General features: G+C 61.8%; 15 protein-coding genes. 3 read left to right on the top strand and 12 right to left on the bottom strand.

Annotated features, from left to right (window positions below; all coding sequences use genetic code 11):
* Window positions 1-138: 138 nt before the first annotated feature.
* The 5 genes from sutA to glnK form a co-directional block, all read right to left on the bottom strand.
* Window positions 139-459 carry a dormancy-specific transcriptional regulator SutA gene (gene sutA / locus ACT9T4_RS02815; protein ID WP_042552398.1) on the bottom strand — a complete coding sequence of 107 codons (321 nt, stop codon included), beginning with the start codon at window positions 457-459 and terminating at the stop codon, window positions 139-141.
* Between the two features lie 76 nt (window positions 460-535).
* Window positions 536-961: a secondary thiamine-phosphate synthase enzyme YjbQ gene (locus tag ACT9T4_RS02810; RefSeq protein ID WP_042552399.1), complete on the bottom strand. Its 426-nt coding sequence runs from the start codon at window positions 959-961 to the stop codon at window positions 536-538.
* A gap of 124 nt (window positions 962-1,085) precedes the next feature.
* Complete coding sequence (locus tag ACT9T4_RS02805) at window positions 1,086-2,339, bottom strand: ammonium transporter (protein ID WP_042552400.1); 1,254 nt, start codon at window positions 2,337-2,339, stop codon at window positions 1,086-1,088.
* Window positions 2,340-2,458: 119 nt separating this feature from the next.
* Window positions 2,459-3,775, bottom strand: a complete 1,317-nt coding sequence (locus ACT9T4_RS02800; RefSeq protein WP_042552401.1) for an ammonium transporter — start codon at window positions 3,773-3,775, stop codon at window positions 2,459-2,461.
* 42 nt (window positions 3,776-3,817) lie between these two features.
* A complete protein-coding gene (gene glnK / locus ACT9T4_RS02795) occupies window positions 3,818-4,156 on the bottom strand; it encodes a P-II family nitrogen regulator (protein WP_003096476.1) in 339 nt (112 codons plus the stop codon).
* A 401-nt stretch (window positions 4,157-4,557) separates the two neighbouring features.
* Here glnK and ACT9T4_RS02790 point away from each other — a divergent pair, with 401 nt between their 5' ends.
* The 3 genes from ACT9T4_RS02790 (at window position 4,558) to ACT9T4_RS02780 (ending at window position 8,548) form a co-directional block, all read left to right on the top strand.
* Window positions 4,558-4,833 (top strand): accessory factor UbiK family protein, encoded by a 276-nt coding sequence (locus ACT9T4_RS02790; RefSeq protein WP_042552402.1) that lies wholly within the window; start codon window positions 4,558-4,560, stop codon window positions 4,831-4,833.
* A 34-nt stretch (window positions 4,834-4,867) separates the two neighbouring features.
* Window positions 4,868-6,358, top strand: a complete 1,491-nt coding sequence (locus ACT9T4_RS02785; protein WP_042552403.1) for a YifB family Mg chelatase-like AAA ATPase — start codon at window positions 4,868-4,870, stop codon at window positions 6,356-6,358.
* Between the two features lie 216 nt (window positions 6,359-6,574).
* Window positions 6,575-8,548: a BCCT family transporter gene (locus ACT9T4_RS02780; RefSeq protein ID WP_042552404.1), complete on the top strand. Its 1,974-nt coding sequence runs from the start codon at window positions 6,575-6,577 to the stop codon at window positions 8,546-8,548.
* A gap of 256 nt (window positions 8,549-8,804) precedes the next feature.
* Here ACT9T4_RS02780 and ACT9T4_RS02775 read toward each other — a convergent pair whose 3' ends face one another.
* From ACT9T4_RS02775 to ACT9T4_RS02745, 7 genes are all read right to left on the bottom strand, one after another.
* Window positions 8,805-9,680, bottom strand: a complete 876-nt coding sequence (locus tag ACT9T4_RS02775) for an ABC transporter permease subunit (RefSeq protein ID WP_042552405.1) — start codon at window positions 9,678-9,680, stop codon at window positions 8,805-8,807.
* Window positions 9,677-10,558 (bottom strand): ABC transporter permease subunit, encoded by an 882-nt coding sequence (locus ACT9T4_RS02770; RefSeq protein ID WP_179540147.1) that lies wholly within the window; start codon window positions 10,556-10,558, stop codon window positions 9,677-9,679. The genes ACT9T4_RS02775 and ACT9T4_RS02770 overlap by 4 nt, the downstream gene beginning before the upstream one ends.
* A gap of 23 nt (window positions 10,559-10,581) precedes the next feature.
* Window positions 10,582-11,736, bottom strand: coding sequence for a polyamine ABC transporter ATP-binding protein (gene potA, locus ACT9T4_RS02765; protein WP_042552407.1), 1,155 nt, complete (start codon window positions 11,734-11,736; stop codon window positions 10,582-10,584).
* 54 nt (window positions 11,737-11,790) lie between these two features.
* The gene (locus ACT9T4_RS02760) at window positions 11,791-12,873 is read right to left on the bottom strand and encodes a polyamine ABC transporter substrate-binding protein (RefSeq protein ID WP_156152657.1); all 1,083 of its coding nucleotides are present in this window, start codon (window positions 12,871-12,873) and stop codon (window positions 11,791-11,793) included.
* Window positions 12,874-13,045: 172 nt separating this feature from the next.
* Window positions 13,046-14,146: a polyamine ABC transporter substrate-binding protein gene (locus ACT9T4_RS02755; protein ID WP_042552521.1), complete on the bottom strand. Its 1,101-nt coding sequence runs from the start codon at window positions 14,144-14,146 to the stop codon at window positions 13,046-13,048.
* A 108-nt stretch (window positions 14,147-14,254) separates the two neighbouring features.
* On the bottom strand, window positions 14,255-15,622 hold the full coding sequence (locus tag ACT9T4_RS02750; RefSeq protein WP_042552408.1) for an aspartate aminotransferase family protein: 1,368 nt from the start codon (window positions 15,620-15,622) through the stop codon (window positions 14,255-14,257).
* Between the two features lie 55 nt (window positions 15,623-15,677).
* The gene (locus ACT9T4_RS02745) at window positions 15,678-17,036 is read right to left on the bottom strand and encodes a glutamine synthetase family protein (protein ID WP_042552409.1); all 1,359 of its coding nucleotides are present in this window, start codon (window positions 17,034-17,036) and stop codon (window positions 15,678-15,680) included.
* Window positions 17,037-17,447: the final 411 nt, after the last annotated feature.

Raw genomic sequence — 17,447 nt, 5'->3', positions numbered from 1 at the left:
GAAGCCCACCCGACAGGCACCCCGCAGGGCGGGCTTCAGCCCACAACATCGTATACCCCACCCCGCACTCTCAATACCCTGAAACGCAAAAGCCCGCCTGATAAAGGCGGGCTTTTGCGTGTGCAACCGGCGTTTGCCTCAGATGGGGCGACTGCCGTATTTGCTGTCTGGCTTCTTGGGCGGATCGGAAACCACATTGGGCTCCACTTCCTGCACCTTGCCACCACGGGACAGGAACTCTTCCATGGCGCGAGCCAGCGCATCGCGTTCCTTCTGCTTGGCTTCGACACTCGGCAGCTCGTCGACTTCGACCGCTTTCTTGGCCTTGCCCTTGGCAGGTACCGCGCTATCGGATTCGCTGTCGTCATCACCGCCGTCGCTATCCGCGGCCGCCAGCTCCTCGCCGTCGTCCTCTTCTGCGCCTTCCAGCTCGTCTTGTTCCAGTTCTTCGTCGCTCATGTTCAGCCTCATGACTTGCGAAAAGCAGGTTAGTTATAGCCCAGTCGTACGACGTTGCCGAACGCCTGGAAAAAATTCAATTTGCCGTACCTTGCAAGGTCGCCAACACTCGGCGCGCACCACCCTGCTCACGGTGCTCGCCCAGGTAAATCCCTTGCCAGGTGCCCAGTGCAAGACGCCCATCACTCACGGGTATCTGCAACTGAACGCCCAACACGCTCGACTTGAAGTGCGCCGGCAGATCATCCGGGCCTTCGTCGCAGTGCTCGTAACCCGCTGCGTCCTCAGGGACGAGACGGCGAAAAAAGCGCTCGAAGTCACGGCGTACTGCCGGGTCCGCATTCTCGTTGACGGTCAGTGACGCCGACGTATGCTGCAGCCACAGGTGTAACAGACCCACCCTGTAGCTCGCCAGTTCCGGTAACGCATCCTGCAATTCATCGGTTACGAGATGGAAGCCCCGTGCCCGCGGACGCAGGGTGATCAGCCGTTGCTGCCACATGTTCGTCGTCCTCTTTTCGACGCGCGCATTCTAGCGCGCCGTAGAAAAAAACAAAGGGCGCCTGAGCGCCCTTTGCGATTGTTCGACCATCATTTTTCGTGATGAGCAGCCCGTCAGCTGTGCATCACTTCTTGTTGGTGAATTCGGGATAGGCTTCCATCCCGCACTCGACCAGGTCGACACCTTCGTATTCCTCTTCTTCGGAGACCCGCAAGCCAACCACCGCCTTGATGATGCCCCAGACGATCAGGCTGGCGATGAAGACCCAGGCGAAGATGCTGGCGATACCCAACAGCTGCGCGCCAAGGCTCGCCTCGCCATTGGTCAGGCACACGGCCAGGGTGCCCCAGATGCCGGCCGCGCCGTGTACGGAGATCGCGCCGACCGGATCGTCGATCCTGATCTTGTCGAAGGCGAGGATCGAGAACACCACCAGCACCCCACCGACACCCCCGATCAGGGTGGCCTGCAGCGCGGTCGGGGTCAGCGGTTCGGCGGTGATCGACACCAGGCCGGCCAGCGCACCGTTGATGGCCATGGTCAGGTCGGCCTTGCCGAACAGGATACGTGCCACGATCAGCGCGGCGATCAGGCCACCGGCAGCAGCCATGTTGGTGTTGACGAACACCTGAGCCACGGCGTTGGCGTCTTCGATGGTGCTCATCTTCAGTTGCGAGCCACCGTTGAAGCCGAACCAGCCCATCCACAGGATGAACATGCCCAGGGTAGCCAGCGGCAGGTTGGCGCCCGGGATGGCGTTGATCTGGCCATTGGCGCCGTATTTGCCCTTGCGCGCACCGAGCAGAATCACACCCGCCAGAGCAGCTGCGGCACCCGCCATGTGCACGACGCTGGAGCCCGCGAAATCCAGGAAACCGGCTGCATCGAGGAAACCGCCGCCCCATTTCCAGAAGCCCTGGACCGGGTAGATGATCGCGGTCATGACGATGGCGAAGGCGATGAATGACCAAAGCTTCATGCGCTCTGCCACGGCACCGGACACGATGGACATGCAGGTGGCAGCGAACACGATCTGGAAGAAGAAGTCCGAGCGTGCGGCGTAATAGGGGGCGTCTTCGCCACCGGCCAGCACGGACTCGACGCTGTTCTCGTCGCCGATCAGAAAGCCGAAGCTCGGCAGGATGCCGCCCTCAGGGCTGGAGTACATGATGTAGTAGCCGATCAGCAGATACATGATGCAGGCGATGGCGAACAGGGCCACGTTCTTGGCGAGAATCTCGGTGGTGTTCTTGGCACGTACCAGGCCAGCTTCGAGCATGGCGAAGCCAGCGGCCATCCACATCACCAGAGCGCCACAAATCAGGAAGTAGAAGGTATCGAAACCGTACTGCAAAGCAGTCAGTGCTGTGTTGTCCATTTTTTATTCACCTCTGGCCGTTGCGCTTGTTTGTGCGCTGTGCGGTCGAGGCGCCCGGGTTGGCTCCGGGCGCACTCCGTGTGCGTTGGGCCCGCCGCACGCAGCGGGCCCTGTGATGCTTACAGGATGTAGCCACGCTCGTTGTGCTGAGCCAGGTCGAGGCCGACCGACTCTTCTTCTTCAGTGACACGCAGGCCCATCACGACATCGATGACCTTGAGGATCACGAAAGTGACGATGCTGGTGTAGATCACGGTGAAGGCGACGCCTTTGAACTGGATCCACAGCTGCAGGCCGATGTTCTCGACTTCGCCGAAACCGCCCAGGGCAGGTGCTGCGAAGATACCGGTCAGCAGTGCGCCGACGATGCCGCCCACGCCGTGTACGCCGAAGACGTCCAGAGAGTCGTCGTAGCCCAGCTTGCGCTTGAGGCTGGTGGCGCAGAAGAAGCAGATCACGCCGGAAGCCAGACCGATGATCATCGCGCCCATCGGGCCGACGGTGCCGGCAGCAGGGGTGATGGCGACCAGGCCTGCGACCACGCCGGAGGCGATGCCCAGAGCGCTTGGTTTACCGTGGGCGACCCACTCGGCGAACATCCAGCCCAGTGCCGCGGCGGCGGTGGCGATCTGGGTGACCAGCATGGCCATGCCAGCGGTCTGGTCAGCGGCGACAGCGGAGCCGGCGTTGAAGCCGAACCAGCCTACCCACAGCATCGCAGCGCCGATCAGGGTGTAGCCGAGGTTGTGCGGCGCCATGGCCACGCTCGGGAAGCCCTTGCGCTTGCCCAGCACGATGCACGCCACCAGACCGGCGATACCGGCGTTGATGTGCACCACGGTGCCGCCAGCGAAGTCCAGTACGCCCCAGTCCCACATCAGGGCACCGTCGCCGCCCCAGACCATGTGCGCGATGGGCGCATAGACGAGGGTGAACCATACGGTCATGAACACCAGCATCGCCGAGAACTTCATGCGCTCGGCGAAAGCACCGACGATCAGTGCAGGGGTGATGATGGCGAAGGTCATCTGGAAGGTGATGAACACGCTTTCCGGGAACGCGGCAGTCAGCGACTCCTTGGTCAGATTGCCGAGGAACATGTTGCCCAAACCGCCCACGAAGGAGCTGAAGTTGGTCACGCCGGCTTCCATCCCGGTGGTGTCGAACGCCAGGCTGTAGCCGTAGGCGAACCACAGGATGCTCATCAAAGCGGTGATGGCGAAGCACTGCATCATGACCGACAGAACGTTCTTGGAACGCACCATGCCTGCATAGAACAGCGCCAGGCCGGGAATGGTCATGAACAGGACAAGGGCGGTAGCGGTCAGCATCCAGGCTGTATCACCGGAATTCAGCGTCGCTTCCTGCGCCATGGCCATGCCGGGGAAAAACAGGGACGAAAGGGCTCCGAGCCCTGCGACTTTTCGCAGAGTCATGATTTAACTCCTGGGACGATTTGGGGGGGTGGGGGGCGGAGCTTAGATCGCGTCGGTATCGGTTTCGCCGGTACGGATGCGGATCGCCTGTTCCAGGTTTACGACGAAAATCTTGCCGTCACCGATCTTGCCGGTGTTGGCAGCCTTGGTGATTGCTTCGATGACACGGTCCAACTGATCGTCGGCGATGGCCACGTCGATCTTCACCTTTGGCAGGAAATCGACGACGTATTCGGCACCGCGGTACAGCTCGGTATGACCCTTCTGACGACCGAAGCCTTTCACTTCGGTCACGGTGATGCCTTGCACCCCGATTTCCGACAGCGACTCGCGGACGTCGTCCAGCTTGAACGGCTTGATGATGGCAGTGACTAGTTTCATGAAACTCTCTCCCGTGTAAGGTGGACTTGCCCCAGGAATTCTTACCCCGTCGCAAGTCTAAGCTCAGTGTCTGGCTTTTGTATGCATCGGTTGCCAAGACAGGGCTGATCCGATACCACCGACTGCTCCCGGCGAAACATTCCCCGCCCGCACGATACAACCGAACCGCATCGGTGCATGGGTCATGAGCGACTAAGCAGAAAGCTTGCCAATACCAGCAAACCGCCTCATTTCAGGACGTTACGAGCGCGCAGGGGCTCGCAGGAAAATATCTCGAGGTGCCGACGCACCAGAACGGCGCCAAAGCGCACCCTGCAATGCTCGATATTGGTGCGATAGCGTCGACTCGGTCACAAAAATCGCCGTGTTACACTGCGTTCAATCGTTTTCGGAAGGTTCCCATGCTGCCACCCAAAGCTTTGCTCGACGCCCTCAGCACGCAGGCCAGCCGCCTGCTCAGTGGCGACACTCCCCTGCCACGCAGTGAAATCGAAAGCCAGCTCAAGGCACTGCTGCAAAGCACCTTCAGCAAGCTCGATCTGGTCAGCCGCGAAGAATTCGACAGCCAGATGGTCGTGCTGGCCCGCACCCGTGCACGCCTCGAGGCCCTGGAAGCCAAGGTTCTGGAAATGGAGTCGCGCAGCGCCCCCGCGCAGCAGCAAACAGCGGTCGAGTAACCTGCTCGGCCGGCAGACGATCAAGGAGTGATCGATGTCATTGGCCATAGTCCACAGCCGCGCCCAGATCGGCGTAGACGCCCCTGCCGTCACCGTAGAGGCCCATCTGGCCAACGGTTTGCCGTCCCTGGCGCTGGTTGGCTTGCCAGAAACGGCGGTCAAGGAAAGCAAGGATCGCGTGCGCAGCGCCATCCTCAATTGCGCACTGGATTTCCCTCCCAGGCGCATTACCCTGAACCTGGCACCAGCCGATCTCCCCAAGGACGGCGGCCGCTTCGACCTGGCCATCGCCCTGGGCATCCTGGCCGCCAGCGGTCAGTTGCCGCCAGACGCGCTGGCTCCTCTCGAATGCCTTGGTGAACTGGCGCTGTCCGGTACGGTACGCGCCGTGCGAGGGGTCCTGCCTGCCGCCCTGGCGGCTCGGGAAGCGGGGCGCACCCTTGTGGTGCCCAGAGAGAATGCCGAAGAGGCCAGCCTGGCGTCCGGGCTGACGGTACTGGCAGTCGATCATCTCCTGGAACTGGTCGCTCACCTGAACGGCCACACGCCGCTGGCGCCGTATCAGGCGCAGGGCCTGCTGCGCCAGGCCCTGCCCTACCCCGACCTGGCCGAGGTGCAGGGCCAGGTCGCCGCCAAGCGAGCGCTGCTGGTTGCCGCCGCTGGCGGCCACAATCTCCTGCTCAGCGGCCCGCCGGGCACTGGCAAGACGCTGCTGGCCAGCCGCCTTCCCGGCCTGTTGCCCCCCCTGACCGAGGAGGAAGCCCTGCAGGTTGCCGCGATTCGCTCCGTCGCCAGCCACACGCCGCTGCAAAGCTGGCCACAAAGACCGTTCAGACATCCCCATCACAGCGCTTCGGGCCCCGCACTGGTGGGCGGTGGCAGCCGGCCACAGCCCGGCGAGATAACCCTTGCCCATTACGGCGTGCTGTTCCTCGACGAGCTTCCCGAGTTCGATCGGCGCGTCCTCGAAGTGCTGAGAGAACCCCTCGAAAGCGGTCATATCGTCATCGCCCGGGCAAGGGACAAAGTCAGTTTCCCCGCCAGGTTCCAGCTCGTTGCCGCCATGAACCCCTGCCCCTGTGGCTTTCTCGGCGATCCCAGCGGTCGCTGCCGCTGCAGCGCCGAGCAGATCCAGCGTTATCGCGGCAAGCTATCCGGCCCGCTGCTCGACCGTATCGACCTGCACATCACCGTCGCCCGCGAGAGCACCGCACTGGGCCCCGCCCGGGAAAGCGGTGAAACCAGCGCCACAGCCGCAGCCCGTGTCGCCGCGGCGCGAGACATCCAGCTGCGCCGCCAGGGCATCGCCAACGCCTTCCTGGACCTGCCGGGGCTGCGCGAACACTGCCCACTGGCCGACGTCGACCGGCAGTGGCTGGAGCACGCTTGCGAACGCCTCACCTTGTCACTGCGCTCTGCGCACCGAGTGCTCAAGGTGGCGCGCACCCTGGCGGATCTGCAGGCGCAGGAGGGGATCAACCGCCAGCATCTGGCCGAAGCCCTGCAGTACCGAACCAACCTCTGAGGAGCAGGGAAATAAGCTGAACGAAACGGCACGCGGACCTATCGATAGCTGGCACTTTCAAGAACCCGACTATCGGTAATGTACAATGGCGGGTCTTCCGCCTTTGGCGGCCGTCCGATAAACCGAGTCGCTTCTCCATCCGCTCGCCACCCGGCCAAGCTCCAACGGGTGTGCGCATACGTCATGGACTGACTCCGACCAAGGAGAGCTAGCTCAATGGAGGCACCTCTGTCTTCCCGCTCCACCCTCAACCCGCCGGTTTTCTTCGGCTCGACCTTTCTGATCGCCTGCCTGGTGATCTACAGCACCGTGTTCAAGGACAACGCCCAGAGCGTGTTCGGTGCCACCCAGGCCTGGATCATCGAGAATGCCAGCTGGGTCTATATCCTGGCCGTGGCCCTGATCCTGATCTTCGTGGTGTTCCTCGCGGTGAGTCGCTATGGCGACATCAAGCTGGGCCCCGATCACAGCGAACCGGAATACAACAACAGCACCTGGTTCTCCATGCTGTTCTGCGCCGGCATGGGTATCGGCCTGATGTTCTTCGGCGTGGCCGAGCCGGTGATGCACTTCATCGCGCCGCCGGTAGGCGACCCGCAGACCGTCACGGCGGCGAAGGAAGCGATGAAGCTGACCTTCTTCCACTGGGGTCTGCATGCCTGGGCGATCTACGCCATCGTCGCGCTGATCCTGGCCTACTTCGCCTATCGACATAACCTGCCGCTGACCCTGCGCTCGGCGCTCTACCCACTGATCGGCGACCGTATCTACGGCCCCATCGGCCATGCCGTGGACATCTTCGCGGTAATCGGCACTGTACTCGGTGTGGCGACCTCCCTGGGCTACGGCGTGCTGCAGATCAACACCGGCCTGAACCACCTGTACGGCCTGCCGACCACCACCGCGGTACAGATCGGCCTGCTGGTCTTCACCATGGCGCTGGCGACCATTTCCGTGGTCAGCGGCCTGGACAAGGGCATTCGCCGCCTTTCCGAGCTGAACATGATTCTCGCCGTGGGCCTGCTGCTGGTCGTGCTGATCCTGGGCCCGACCGTGTTCATCATGCAGACCTTCGTGCAGAACACCGGCGGCTATCTGTCGGAGATCGTCAGCAAGACCTTCAACCTCTACGCCTATGAGCCGACCGACTGGATCGGTGGCTGGACGCTGTTCTACTGGGGCTGGTGGCTGTCGTGGTCGCCGTTCGTGGGGCTGTTCATCGCGCGGATTTCCCGCGGTCGCACCATCCGCCAGTTCATCAGCGGCGTGCTGGTGGTGCCGGCCGGCTTCACCCTGCTGTGGATGACCGTATTCGGTGATACCGCCATCCACATGATTCTCGTCGATGGCGTCACCGATCTCGCCGAGGCCGTGAACAAGGACAGCTCTCTGGCGCTGTTCGCCTTCCTCGAACACTTCCCGATGTCGATGATCCTGTCGCAGATCGCGGTGTTGATGATCGTGGTGTTCTTCGTCACCTCGGCGGATTCCGGCGCCATGGTGGTGGATATGCTCGCCTCGGGCGGGCAAGACCAGACGCCGGTGTGGCAGCGCATCTTCTGGGCAGCGCTGATGGCGGTGGTGGCGGCTTCGCTGCTGCTCGCCGACGGCCTCAAGGCCTTGCAGACCGCGACCATCGCCAGTGCCCTGCCCTTCGTGATCGCGCTGATGGCGTCGATGTGGGGCCTGCTGCGCGCGCTACAGCTGGATGCGGCCAAGCGCAGCTTGCGCGATCAGGTTTCCCTCAGCTCGCGCAGCAGCACGAGCCCGGGCGGCTGGCAGCGTCGTCTGCGCAGCATGGTCATGCTGCCACGTCGTTCTCATGTGAATCGCTTCATCAGCGAGACCGTCCTGCCCGCCTGCGAGCAGGTTGCAGAGGAGCTGCGCAAACAAGGCCGCGAAGCGACCGTGGAGAGCGGTGAAGATGGCCGCGTGACGCTGTCGGTCAGTCACGGCAGCGAGGCTGACTTCCAGTATCAGGTGCGCCCACGCGCGCTGATCCAGCCAAGCTTCGTGATGCGCGACACCCGCGACGACACCAACGAAGAGCGCAAGTATTTCCGCGCCGAAGTCCACCTGGACGAAGGCGGTCAGGATTACGACGTGATGGGCTGGAACCGCGAAGAAGTGATCGGCGATATCCTCGACCAGTATGAGCGCCACATGCACTTCCTGCATCTGACCCGCTGACGTACCACGCAAGATAAAACGCCCGGGCCAATGCCCGGGCGTTTTCGTTATGGCCTGTTATTCGTATCGGCGAGCGACTCCAGCTGGCGCGCTGATGACAACCATGACGAGTAGGAGCCGGCTTGCCGGCGATGCTCTGGGTAAGAGTCTCGCCAGCAGACCGGCTCTTACAGCATCGGCAACGCAACGCCCGCCAGAAAGCACAATGCCCGCCCTGCTGACGCAGTGGCGGGCATTGTCTGTCGAGCAAACGGGCTTAGTGAGCGGGTTTGGCCTCTGGGCGTGCATGAATCGCCGCCTGACTTTCTTCCATGACCTGCTGAATCGCCCGACGGCGACGCTCTTCCGCGCGGTGGGCGAAGAACCACACCAGGAAGGTCGCCAGGGACACCGCCAGCAGGATCAGGCTGGCCACGGCGTTGATCGCCGGGGTAACCCCCAGACGTACCTTGGAGAACACCTCCATTGGCAGTGTGGTGGCACCAGGGCCGGACACGAAGCTGGCCAGCACCAGATCATCCAGGGACAGGGCAAAGGACATCATGCCACCGGCCACCAGCGAAGGCGCGATCATCGGGATGGTGATCAGGAAGAACACTTTCCAGGGTCGCGCACCAAGATCCATGGCGGCCTCTTCGATGGACAGGTCCAGCTCACGCAGACGCGCCGAGACCACCACGGCCACGTAGGCCGAGCAGAAGGTGGTGTGGGCGATCCAGATGGTCATCATGCCGCGCTCCGCCGGCCAGCCGACCAGTTGTGCCATGGCCACGAACAGCAGCAGCAACGACAGACCGGTGATCACCTCGGGCATGACCAGCGGCGCGGTGACCAGGCCGCCAAACAGCGTGCGTCCCTTGAAGCGGTGCACCCGGGTCAGCACGAAGGCCGCCATGGTGCCCAGCGCCACTGCGGCGATCGCCGTGTAGCAGGCGATTTCCAGGGAGCGCCATACCGCGCCCATCAACTGGCGGTCATCGAGGAGGCTGACATACCACTTGGTCGACCAGCCACCCCACACCGTCACCAGCCGCGAGGCGTTGAACGAGTAGATGACCAGGATGAACATCGGCAGATAGATGAACGCGAAACCGACCCAGAGCATGAGCGTGGAGAAGCGGAAGTTCTTCATGCCTTGCCCTCCATTTCCTTGGCCTGGTTCTTGTTGAACAGAATGATCGGAATCAACAGCAGCGCCAGCATCACCACCGCCAGGGCGGAAGCTACCGGCCAGTCGCGGTTGTTGAAGAACTCCTGCCACAACACCTTGCCGATCATCAGCGTTTCCGGGCCGCCAAGCAGCTCGGGAATGACGAACTCGCCCACCACCGGAATGAACACCAGCATGCAGCCGGCGATGATGCCGTTCTTCGACAACGGCACGGTGATCTTCCAGAAGCTGTTGAAGTTGCTCGAGCCGAGATCCGAGGCAGCCTCCAGCAGGCTTTGATCGTGCTTCACCAGGTTGGCGAACAGCGGCAGGATCATGAACGGCAGGTACGAATAGACGATGCCGATATACACCGCGGTGTTGGTGTTGAGGATCTGCAGCGGCGTGTCGATCAGCCCGATGCTCTGCAAGAAGCCATTGAGCAGGCCGTTGTTGCTGAGGATGCCCATCCACGCATAGACGCGGATCAGGATCGCGGTCCAGGTCGGCATCATCACCAGCAGCAGGAGAACCATCTGGGTCTCCTTTTTCGCACGGGCAATGGCGTAGGCCATCGGGTAACCGATCAGCAGGCAGGCCAGGGTGCTGAAAAAGGCGATCTTCAGCGAGCCCAGGTAGGCAGCCACGTACAGCTCATCTTCGCTGAGGAAGATGTAGTTACCCAGGTTGAGCACCACCTGCAGGGTGTTGTCCACCCAGGTGTAGATTTCCGTATAAGGCGGAATCGCCACATCGGCTTCGGCGAAGCTGATCTTCAGCACGATGATGAATGGCAGCAGGAAGAACAGAAACAGCCAGATGAACGGAACGCCGATCACCAGGTGTCGGCCGGTAGGCATACGCTTGGTCAGGCTGCTCATTTTCATGACTGCAGCACCACGCCGCTGTCGTCTTCCCAGAACACCACCACCGGGTCATCCCAGGTCGGTCGTTTGCCGCGACGCTCGGCGTTGGCGATGAAGCACTGCACGATCTGCCCGGAGGTGAGCTTGACGTAGTACACCGAGTGACCGCCCAGGTAGGCGATGTCGTGAACGCTGCCGTGGCTCCAGTTGTAATCCGGGTGCTCGTGGTCGCTGGGCAGTTGCGTGGCCATCAGCAGCTTTTCCGGACGCATCGCATAGGTGACCTGGGTCTCCTGGGCGCGGGTGCTGATGCCATGGCCGATGTAGATCGGCTTGTCCAACTGCGGACAGTTGATCACCGCATGGTCGGTGTCATCGTGAACGATCTCACCTTCGAACAGGTTGACGTTGCCGATGAACTCGCAGACCAGGCGACTGGCCGGCGTCTCGTAGATGTCGATCGGGCTGCCGATCTGCGCGATCCAGCCCAGGTGCATGATGGCGATGCGCTGGGCCATGGTCATGGCCTCTTCCTGGTCGTGGGTCACCATCACGCAGGTCACGCCGACGCGCTCGATGATCTCCACCAGCTCCAGTTGCATCTGCGAACGCAGCTTCTTGTCCAGCGCGCCCATGGGCTCGTCGAGCAGCAGCAGCTTGGGTTTCTTCGCCAGGGAACGGGCCAGGGCCACACGCTGACGCTGGCCACCGGAAAGCTGATGGGGCTTGCGCTTGGCGTACTGGCTCATCTGCACCAGCTTGAGCATCTCCGCCACGCGGGCGTCGATCTCGTCCTTGGGCAGTTTGTCCTGCTTGAGGCCGAAGGCGATGTTGTCGGCCACGCTCATGTGCGGGAACAGCGCGTAGGACTGGAACATCATGTTGATCGGCCGCTCATAGGGCGGAATGTCGGTGATGTCCTGGCCATCGAGGAAAATGCGCCCCTCGGTCGGCCGTTCGAACCCGGCGAGCATGCGCAGCAGGGTCGACTTGCCCGAGCCGGAGCCACCGAGCAGGGCGAAGATCTCCCCCTTGTTGATGGTCAGCGACACATCGTCGACGGCAATGGTCTCGTCGAACTTCTTGGTTACACGCTCGATCTTGACCAGCACCTCTTTCGGTTGCTGGCTCCCTTCGATGACCTTCTTGTAGGTACTGGAAGCAACTGCCATTACCAAACTCCCGCAGCAAAAATGGCGCCCGGCAAAGGCCGGGCGCTAATGGGTTCATCTTCCGGACTTGATCTTCGTCCAGCTTCGCGTCATCAGGCGCTGCGCCGTGGGCGGCAGTTCGGCTGAGATGTACAACTTGTCCAGAACGGCCTGCGGTGGGTACACCGACTCGTCCTGGCGAATGTCCTGATCCATCAGTTCCCCAGCCTTGGTGTTGGGGTTGGCGTAACCGACATAGTCACTGACCCCGGCGATCACTTGTGGATCGAGCAGGTAGTTGATGAAGGCATGGGCCTGCGCGACGTTGCCGGCATCCTTGGGGATGGCGAGCATGTCGAACCACAGGTTGGCGCCCTCCTTGGGAATCGCATAGGCGATTTCGACGCCCTTTCCGGCCTCCGCGGCACGGTCTGCGGCCTGTAAAACATCACCGGAATAACCGAACGCCACGCAAATGTTGCCGTTGGCCAGATCGCTGATGTATTTCGAGGAGTGGAAGTAGCTCACGTAGGGCCGCACTTCCAGCAGCTTGGCTTCGGCCTTGGCGTAATCATCGCCACTCTGGCTGTTCGGATCGAGGCCCAGGTAATTGAGTACCGAGGGAATCATCTCGTCCGCCGAGTCGAGGAAGGAAACGCCGCAGGTGGCCAGCTTCTTCATGTTCTCCGGTTCGAACAGCACGGCCCAGGAGTCGATTTCATCGACACCCAGCACTTCCTTGACCTTGGCGACGTTGTAGCCAATGCCGTTGGTGCCCCACAGATAAGGCACCGCGTATTGATTGCCCGGGTCGTTGGCTTCGAGCTGCTTGAGCAGCGCCGGGTCGAGGTTGTTCCAATTCGGCAGCAGCGAACGGTCGAGTTTCTGGAACGCGCCCGCCTTGATCTGCTTGCCGAGAAAATGGTTGGACGGCACGACCACGTCGTAGCCGGTACGGCCGGCGAGCAGTTTGCCTTCCAGGGTTTCGTTGGAGTCGAAGACGTCGTAGACCGGCTTGATACCCGTGGCCTTCTGGAACTCGGCCAGCGTTTCCTCGCCGATGTAATCGCTCCAGTTGTAGATATGCACGGTACCGTCCGCATGTGCCAGGGTTGCCAAGCCAACCGAAAGCGCGGTCGTTGTCAGGATCTTGCCCAGGGGAAAATGCACAGGTCGTCCTCTTGTTTTGGCTCGTCACCAGAACCGGTGACGCATCGCGATTCGAGTGAGCGTCACGGCTGGGCCGCAACGCTCGGCGGGCGGCGATCCGCCCGTTATCCCTGCACGAGCACGTACCGCAGCGCACGAAGGCGCTGCGCTCGCGGCTCGATCAACGACCGGACTTGATCTTCGTCCAGCTGCGGGTCATGGCGCGCTGGGCTGCCGGCGGCAGATCCGGGAAGGCGTAGAGCTTGCCCATGGTTTCCTGGGTCGGGTAGATGCCCGGGTCGTTACGAATGGCTTCATCCACCAGTGGCGTCGCCTTGGCGTTGCCGTTGGGGAACTGCACTTCGTTGGTGATCTCGGCCATGATTTCCGGCTTCAGCAGGAAGTTCAGGAAGGCATAGGCCGACTCGATGTTTTCGGCATCGGCAGGGATCGCCAGCATGTCGAAGAAGGTACCGGCACCTTCCTTCGGAATGTTGTAGGACACCTTGACCTTGCCACCGGCTTCTTCGGCACGGGACTTGGCCTGGTACACGTCACCCGAGTAACCCACGGCTACGCAGAGGTTGCCGTTGGCCAGGTCGGAGATGTACTTGGACGAGTGGAAGTAGGTCACCGAAGGACGAATCTTCAGGAACAGTTCCTCGGCCTCCTTGAGTTGCTTGGGATCGGTGCTGGTCGGCTCGTAGCCCAGGTACTGCAGGGCGATCGGCAGGATCTCGGTTGGCGAATCGAGGAACGATACGCCACAGGACTTCAGCTTCTCGATGTTCTCGGGCTTGAACAGCAGATCCCAGGAATCCACCGGGGCGTTCTCGCCCAGTGCAGCCTTGACCTTCTCCGGGTTGAAGCCGATACCGATCGAGCCCCACATGTAGGGGAAGGCGTACTGGTTGCCCGGGTCGCTGACCTCGACGGTTTTCAGCAGATTCTTGTCCAGGTTTTCCCAGTTCGGCAGCTTGGACTTGTCCAGCGGCTGATAGATCTTGGCCTTGATGTGCTTGGCCAGGAAATTGTTCGACGGCACCACGATGTCGTAACCGGATTTGCCGGCGAACAGCTTGGCTTCCAGCGTCTCGTTGGAATCGAAGACGTCGTAGGTGACCTTGATGCCGGTTTCCTTGGTGAACTTGGCCACGGTGTCCGCAGCGATGTAGTCCGACCAGTTGTAGACGTTCAGTACCTTGCTGTCAGCCTGCGCCATGCCGGCCATGGTGCCGGCCAGCGTCACCGCTAGCAGAGTCTTGCCGAAAGTCTTGATCATGCGGTTCAGCTCCATTGGTAGTGTTGATTATCCGGGTTGCCACGCGTTGCCGCGTGGTCCCCTTTTTGGCCGGCGCAGTCTGGCGATAACTGCTCCATCGCTCAAGCCTCAGGCCAGTAAAGCACGCGCGGTAAGATCCAGGCATTTACGGGCCTTTTCCACCAGCTCGTCGATTTCCGTCTTGCTGATCACCAGTGGCGGCGAAATGATCATGGTGTCGCCGACGGCGCGCATGATCAATCCGTTCTCGAAGCAGTGACCGCGGCAGATCATACCGACAGCCTTGTCGCTCGGATAACGTTCGCGGGTCTGCTTGTCCTTCACCAGTTCGATGGCGCCAAGCATGCCCACTCCACGTACCTCCCCCACCAGCGGATGATCAGCCAGTTCACGCAGTCGTTTCTGCAAATACGGTGCCGTTTCCTCTCTGACTCGCTCGACGATCTTTTCTTCGCGCAGAATTCGAATGTTTTCCAGCGCCACGGCCGCTGCCACCGGATGCCCGGAGTAGGTGAAACCGTGGTTGAAGTCGCCACCTTCGTTGAGCACCTGGACGATTTCGTCACGCACCACCAGGCCGCCCATCGGCACATAGCCGGAGGTCAGGCCCTTGGCGATGGTCATCATGTCCGGTGTATTGCCGTAATAATCGCTACCGAACCACTCACCGGTGCGGCCGAACCCACAGATCACCTCATCGGCGACGAAGAGGATTTCGTACTTGGCGAGAATCTCGCGCACCTTGGGCCAGTAACTGTCCGGTGGGATGATCACACCGCCTGCCCCCTGGATCGGCTCGGCGATGAATGCCGCGACGTTGTCTTCACCGACTTCGAGAATCTTCTTCTCCAGTTCCTCGGCTGCCCAGATGCCGAAAGCCTCCGGGGTCATGTCGCCGCCTTCGCCGAACCAGTATGGCTGAGCGATGTGCACGATGCCGGGGATCGGCAGATCACCCTGTTCATGCATGCCTTTCATGCCACCCAGGCTGGCACCGGCGACCGTGGAGCCGTGGTAGCCGTTCTCGCGGGCGATCACCACCTTCTTCCCGGGCTTGCCCTTGAGCGCCCAGTAATGGCGCACCATACGCAGCATGGTGTCGTTGCCTTCGGAGCCCGAGCCGGTGAAGAACACATGGTTCATGCCCGCTGGAGTCACCTCGGAAAGTGCCTTGGCCAACTCCAGCACGGGCGGGTGGGCGGTCTGGAAGAAGGTGTTGTAGAACGGCAATTCGCGCATCTGTTTGCTGGCCGCCTCGACCAGCTCTTCACGGCCATAGCCGATGGCGATGCACCACAGTCCGGCCATGCCATCGAGAATCTTGTTGCCTTCACTGTCCCACAGGTGCACACCTTCGCCGCGGGTAATGATGCGCGGACCCTTATCGGCCAATTGCTTGAAATCACTGAAAGGCGCCAGGTGATGGTCGCGGCTCATGGCCTGCCATTGCTGGGTCTTCGGGTTGTTTACCGTCATGTTCACCTCTTATGAATGCGTGGCCGTGCGGATCGCGCGCCGGCCCCGGGCTGAATCAGACCGAGAGCAGCAGGAACTCGCGTTCCCAGGAGCTGATCACGCGCTTGAAGTTCTCGTGCTCGGCACGCTTGACCGCCACATAGCCACTGACGAACTTGTGGCCCAGGTACTGCTCGACCACCTGGCAGGTCTCCATGCGTTCCAGCGCGGCTTCCAGGGTCAGCGGCAGGCGCAGGTTGCGGCGTTCGTAACCGCGACCGACCACCGGAGCGCTCGGCTCGATGCCTTCGACCATGCCGATGTAACCGCACAGCAGGCTGGCCGCCAGGGCCAGGTAAGGGTTGGCGTCGGCGCCAGCCAGACGGTTCTCGACCCTGCGGTTCTGCGGCGTGGCATCCGGTACGCGCAGGCCAACGGTGCGGTTTTCCTCGCCCCATTCGACGTTCACCGGTGCCGAGGTATCCGGCAGGAAGCGGCGGAACGAGTTGACGTTGGGGGCGAACAGCGGCAGCAGTTCCGGGATGTACTTCTGCAGGCCGCCGATGTGGTGCATGAACAGCTCGCTCATCGAACCGTCTTCGTTGGAGAAGATGTTCTTGCCGGTGTTCTTGTCGATGATGCTCTGGTGCAGGTGCATGGCACTGCCCGGCTCGTCGGTGATCGGCTTGGCCATGAAGGTCGCCGCGACGTCGTGCTTGAGTGCCGCCTCGCGCATGGTGCGCTTGAACACCAGAATCTGGTCGGCCAGGTGCAGCGCTTCGCCGTGACGGAAGTTGATTTCCATCTGCGCCGGGCCCTCCTCGTGGATCAGGGTGTCCAGATCCAGGCCTTGCAGCTCGCACCAGTCGTACATGTCTTCGAACAGCGGATCGAATTCGTTGGCCGCGTCGATCGAGAAGCTCTGCCGGCCGGTTTCCGGACGCCCGGAACGGCCCATCGGCGCCACCAGCGGGAAGTCCGGGTCGCTGTTGCGCTTGGTCAGATAGAACTCCATCTCCGGCGCCACGATGGGCTGCCAGCCCTTGTCGGCGTAGAGGCGCAGCACTTTCTTGAGGATGTTGCGCGGCGACAGCTCGATCGGATTGCCTTGCTTGTCGTAGGTATCGTGGATCACCTGGGCGGTCGGCTCGATGGCCCAGGGCACGATGAACACGGCGTTCTCGTCCGGCCGGCAGATCATGTCGATGTCAGCCGGGTCGAGCAGGTCGTAATAGACGTCGTCTTCGACGTAATCGCCGGTCACGGTCTGCAGCAGCACGCTTTCGGGCAGGCGCATGCCCTTCTCGTCGAGGAATTTGTTGGTCGGCGAGATCTTGCCACGGGCGATACCCGTCAAGTCGCTGACCAGACATTCGACTTCGGTGATCTTGCGTTCTTTCAGCCAGCTGGAGAGCTGGTCCAATTTGGTACTCATAGAGACCTCAGGTTTTTTGAAACCGGCATCCTCGGCCGGCTCGACATGCCCCGCGCACCTGACGCACTTCGCTTCGAAGCCGCCTGGCGCGCAGGATAATCCGGGTTGTCGCGCGGGCTCGGCCAAGGCCCTGCACCCCATCCAGGCATGCGGGCCCGACCTTCGCGCGGCGCTAGCGCTGTTTCGCCACACTGCCGACGACTGTAACCGACCTTTGTTGCACTCGACAGACCCAGCCTCACCTGCAAAGCACGGGCCGCTGCGTCGGGGCACGAATCAGCTCGATGAAAAACGCCAAAGCCTTGGCTGAGCAAAGACCGATGTGAAGCGCCACGCAATTCTGGCTGGCGAGGCACGATGGTCGTGAGCGGAGAGGGAAAGCTGACGGAGTGTGCAGATTTTCGAGCGGGA

Source organism: Pseudomonas sp. SZ40 (assembly GCF_052958135.1).
Note: the sequence above shows the minus strand (reverse complement) of the source record. Positions and strands in the feature narration are given on the sequence as shown.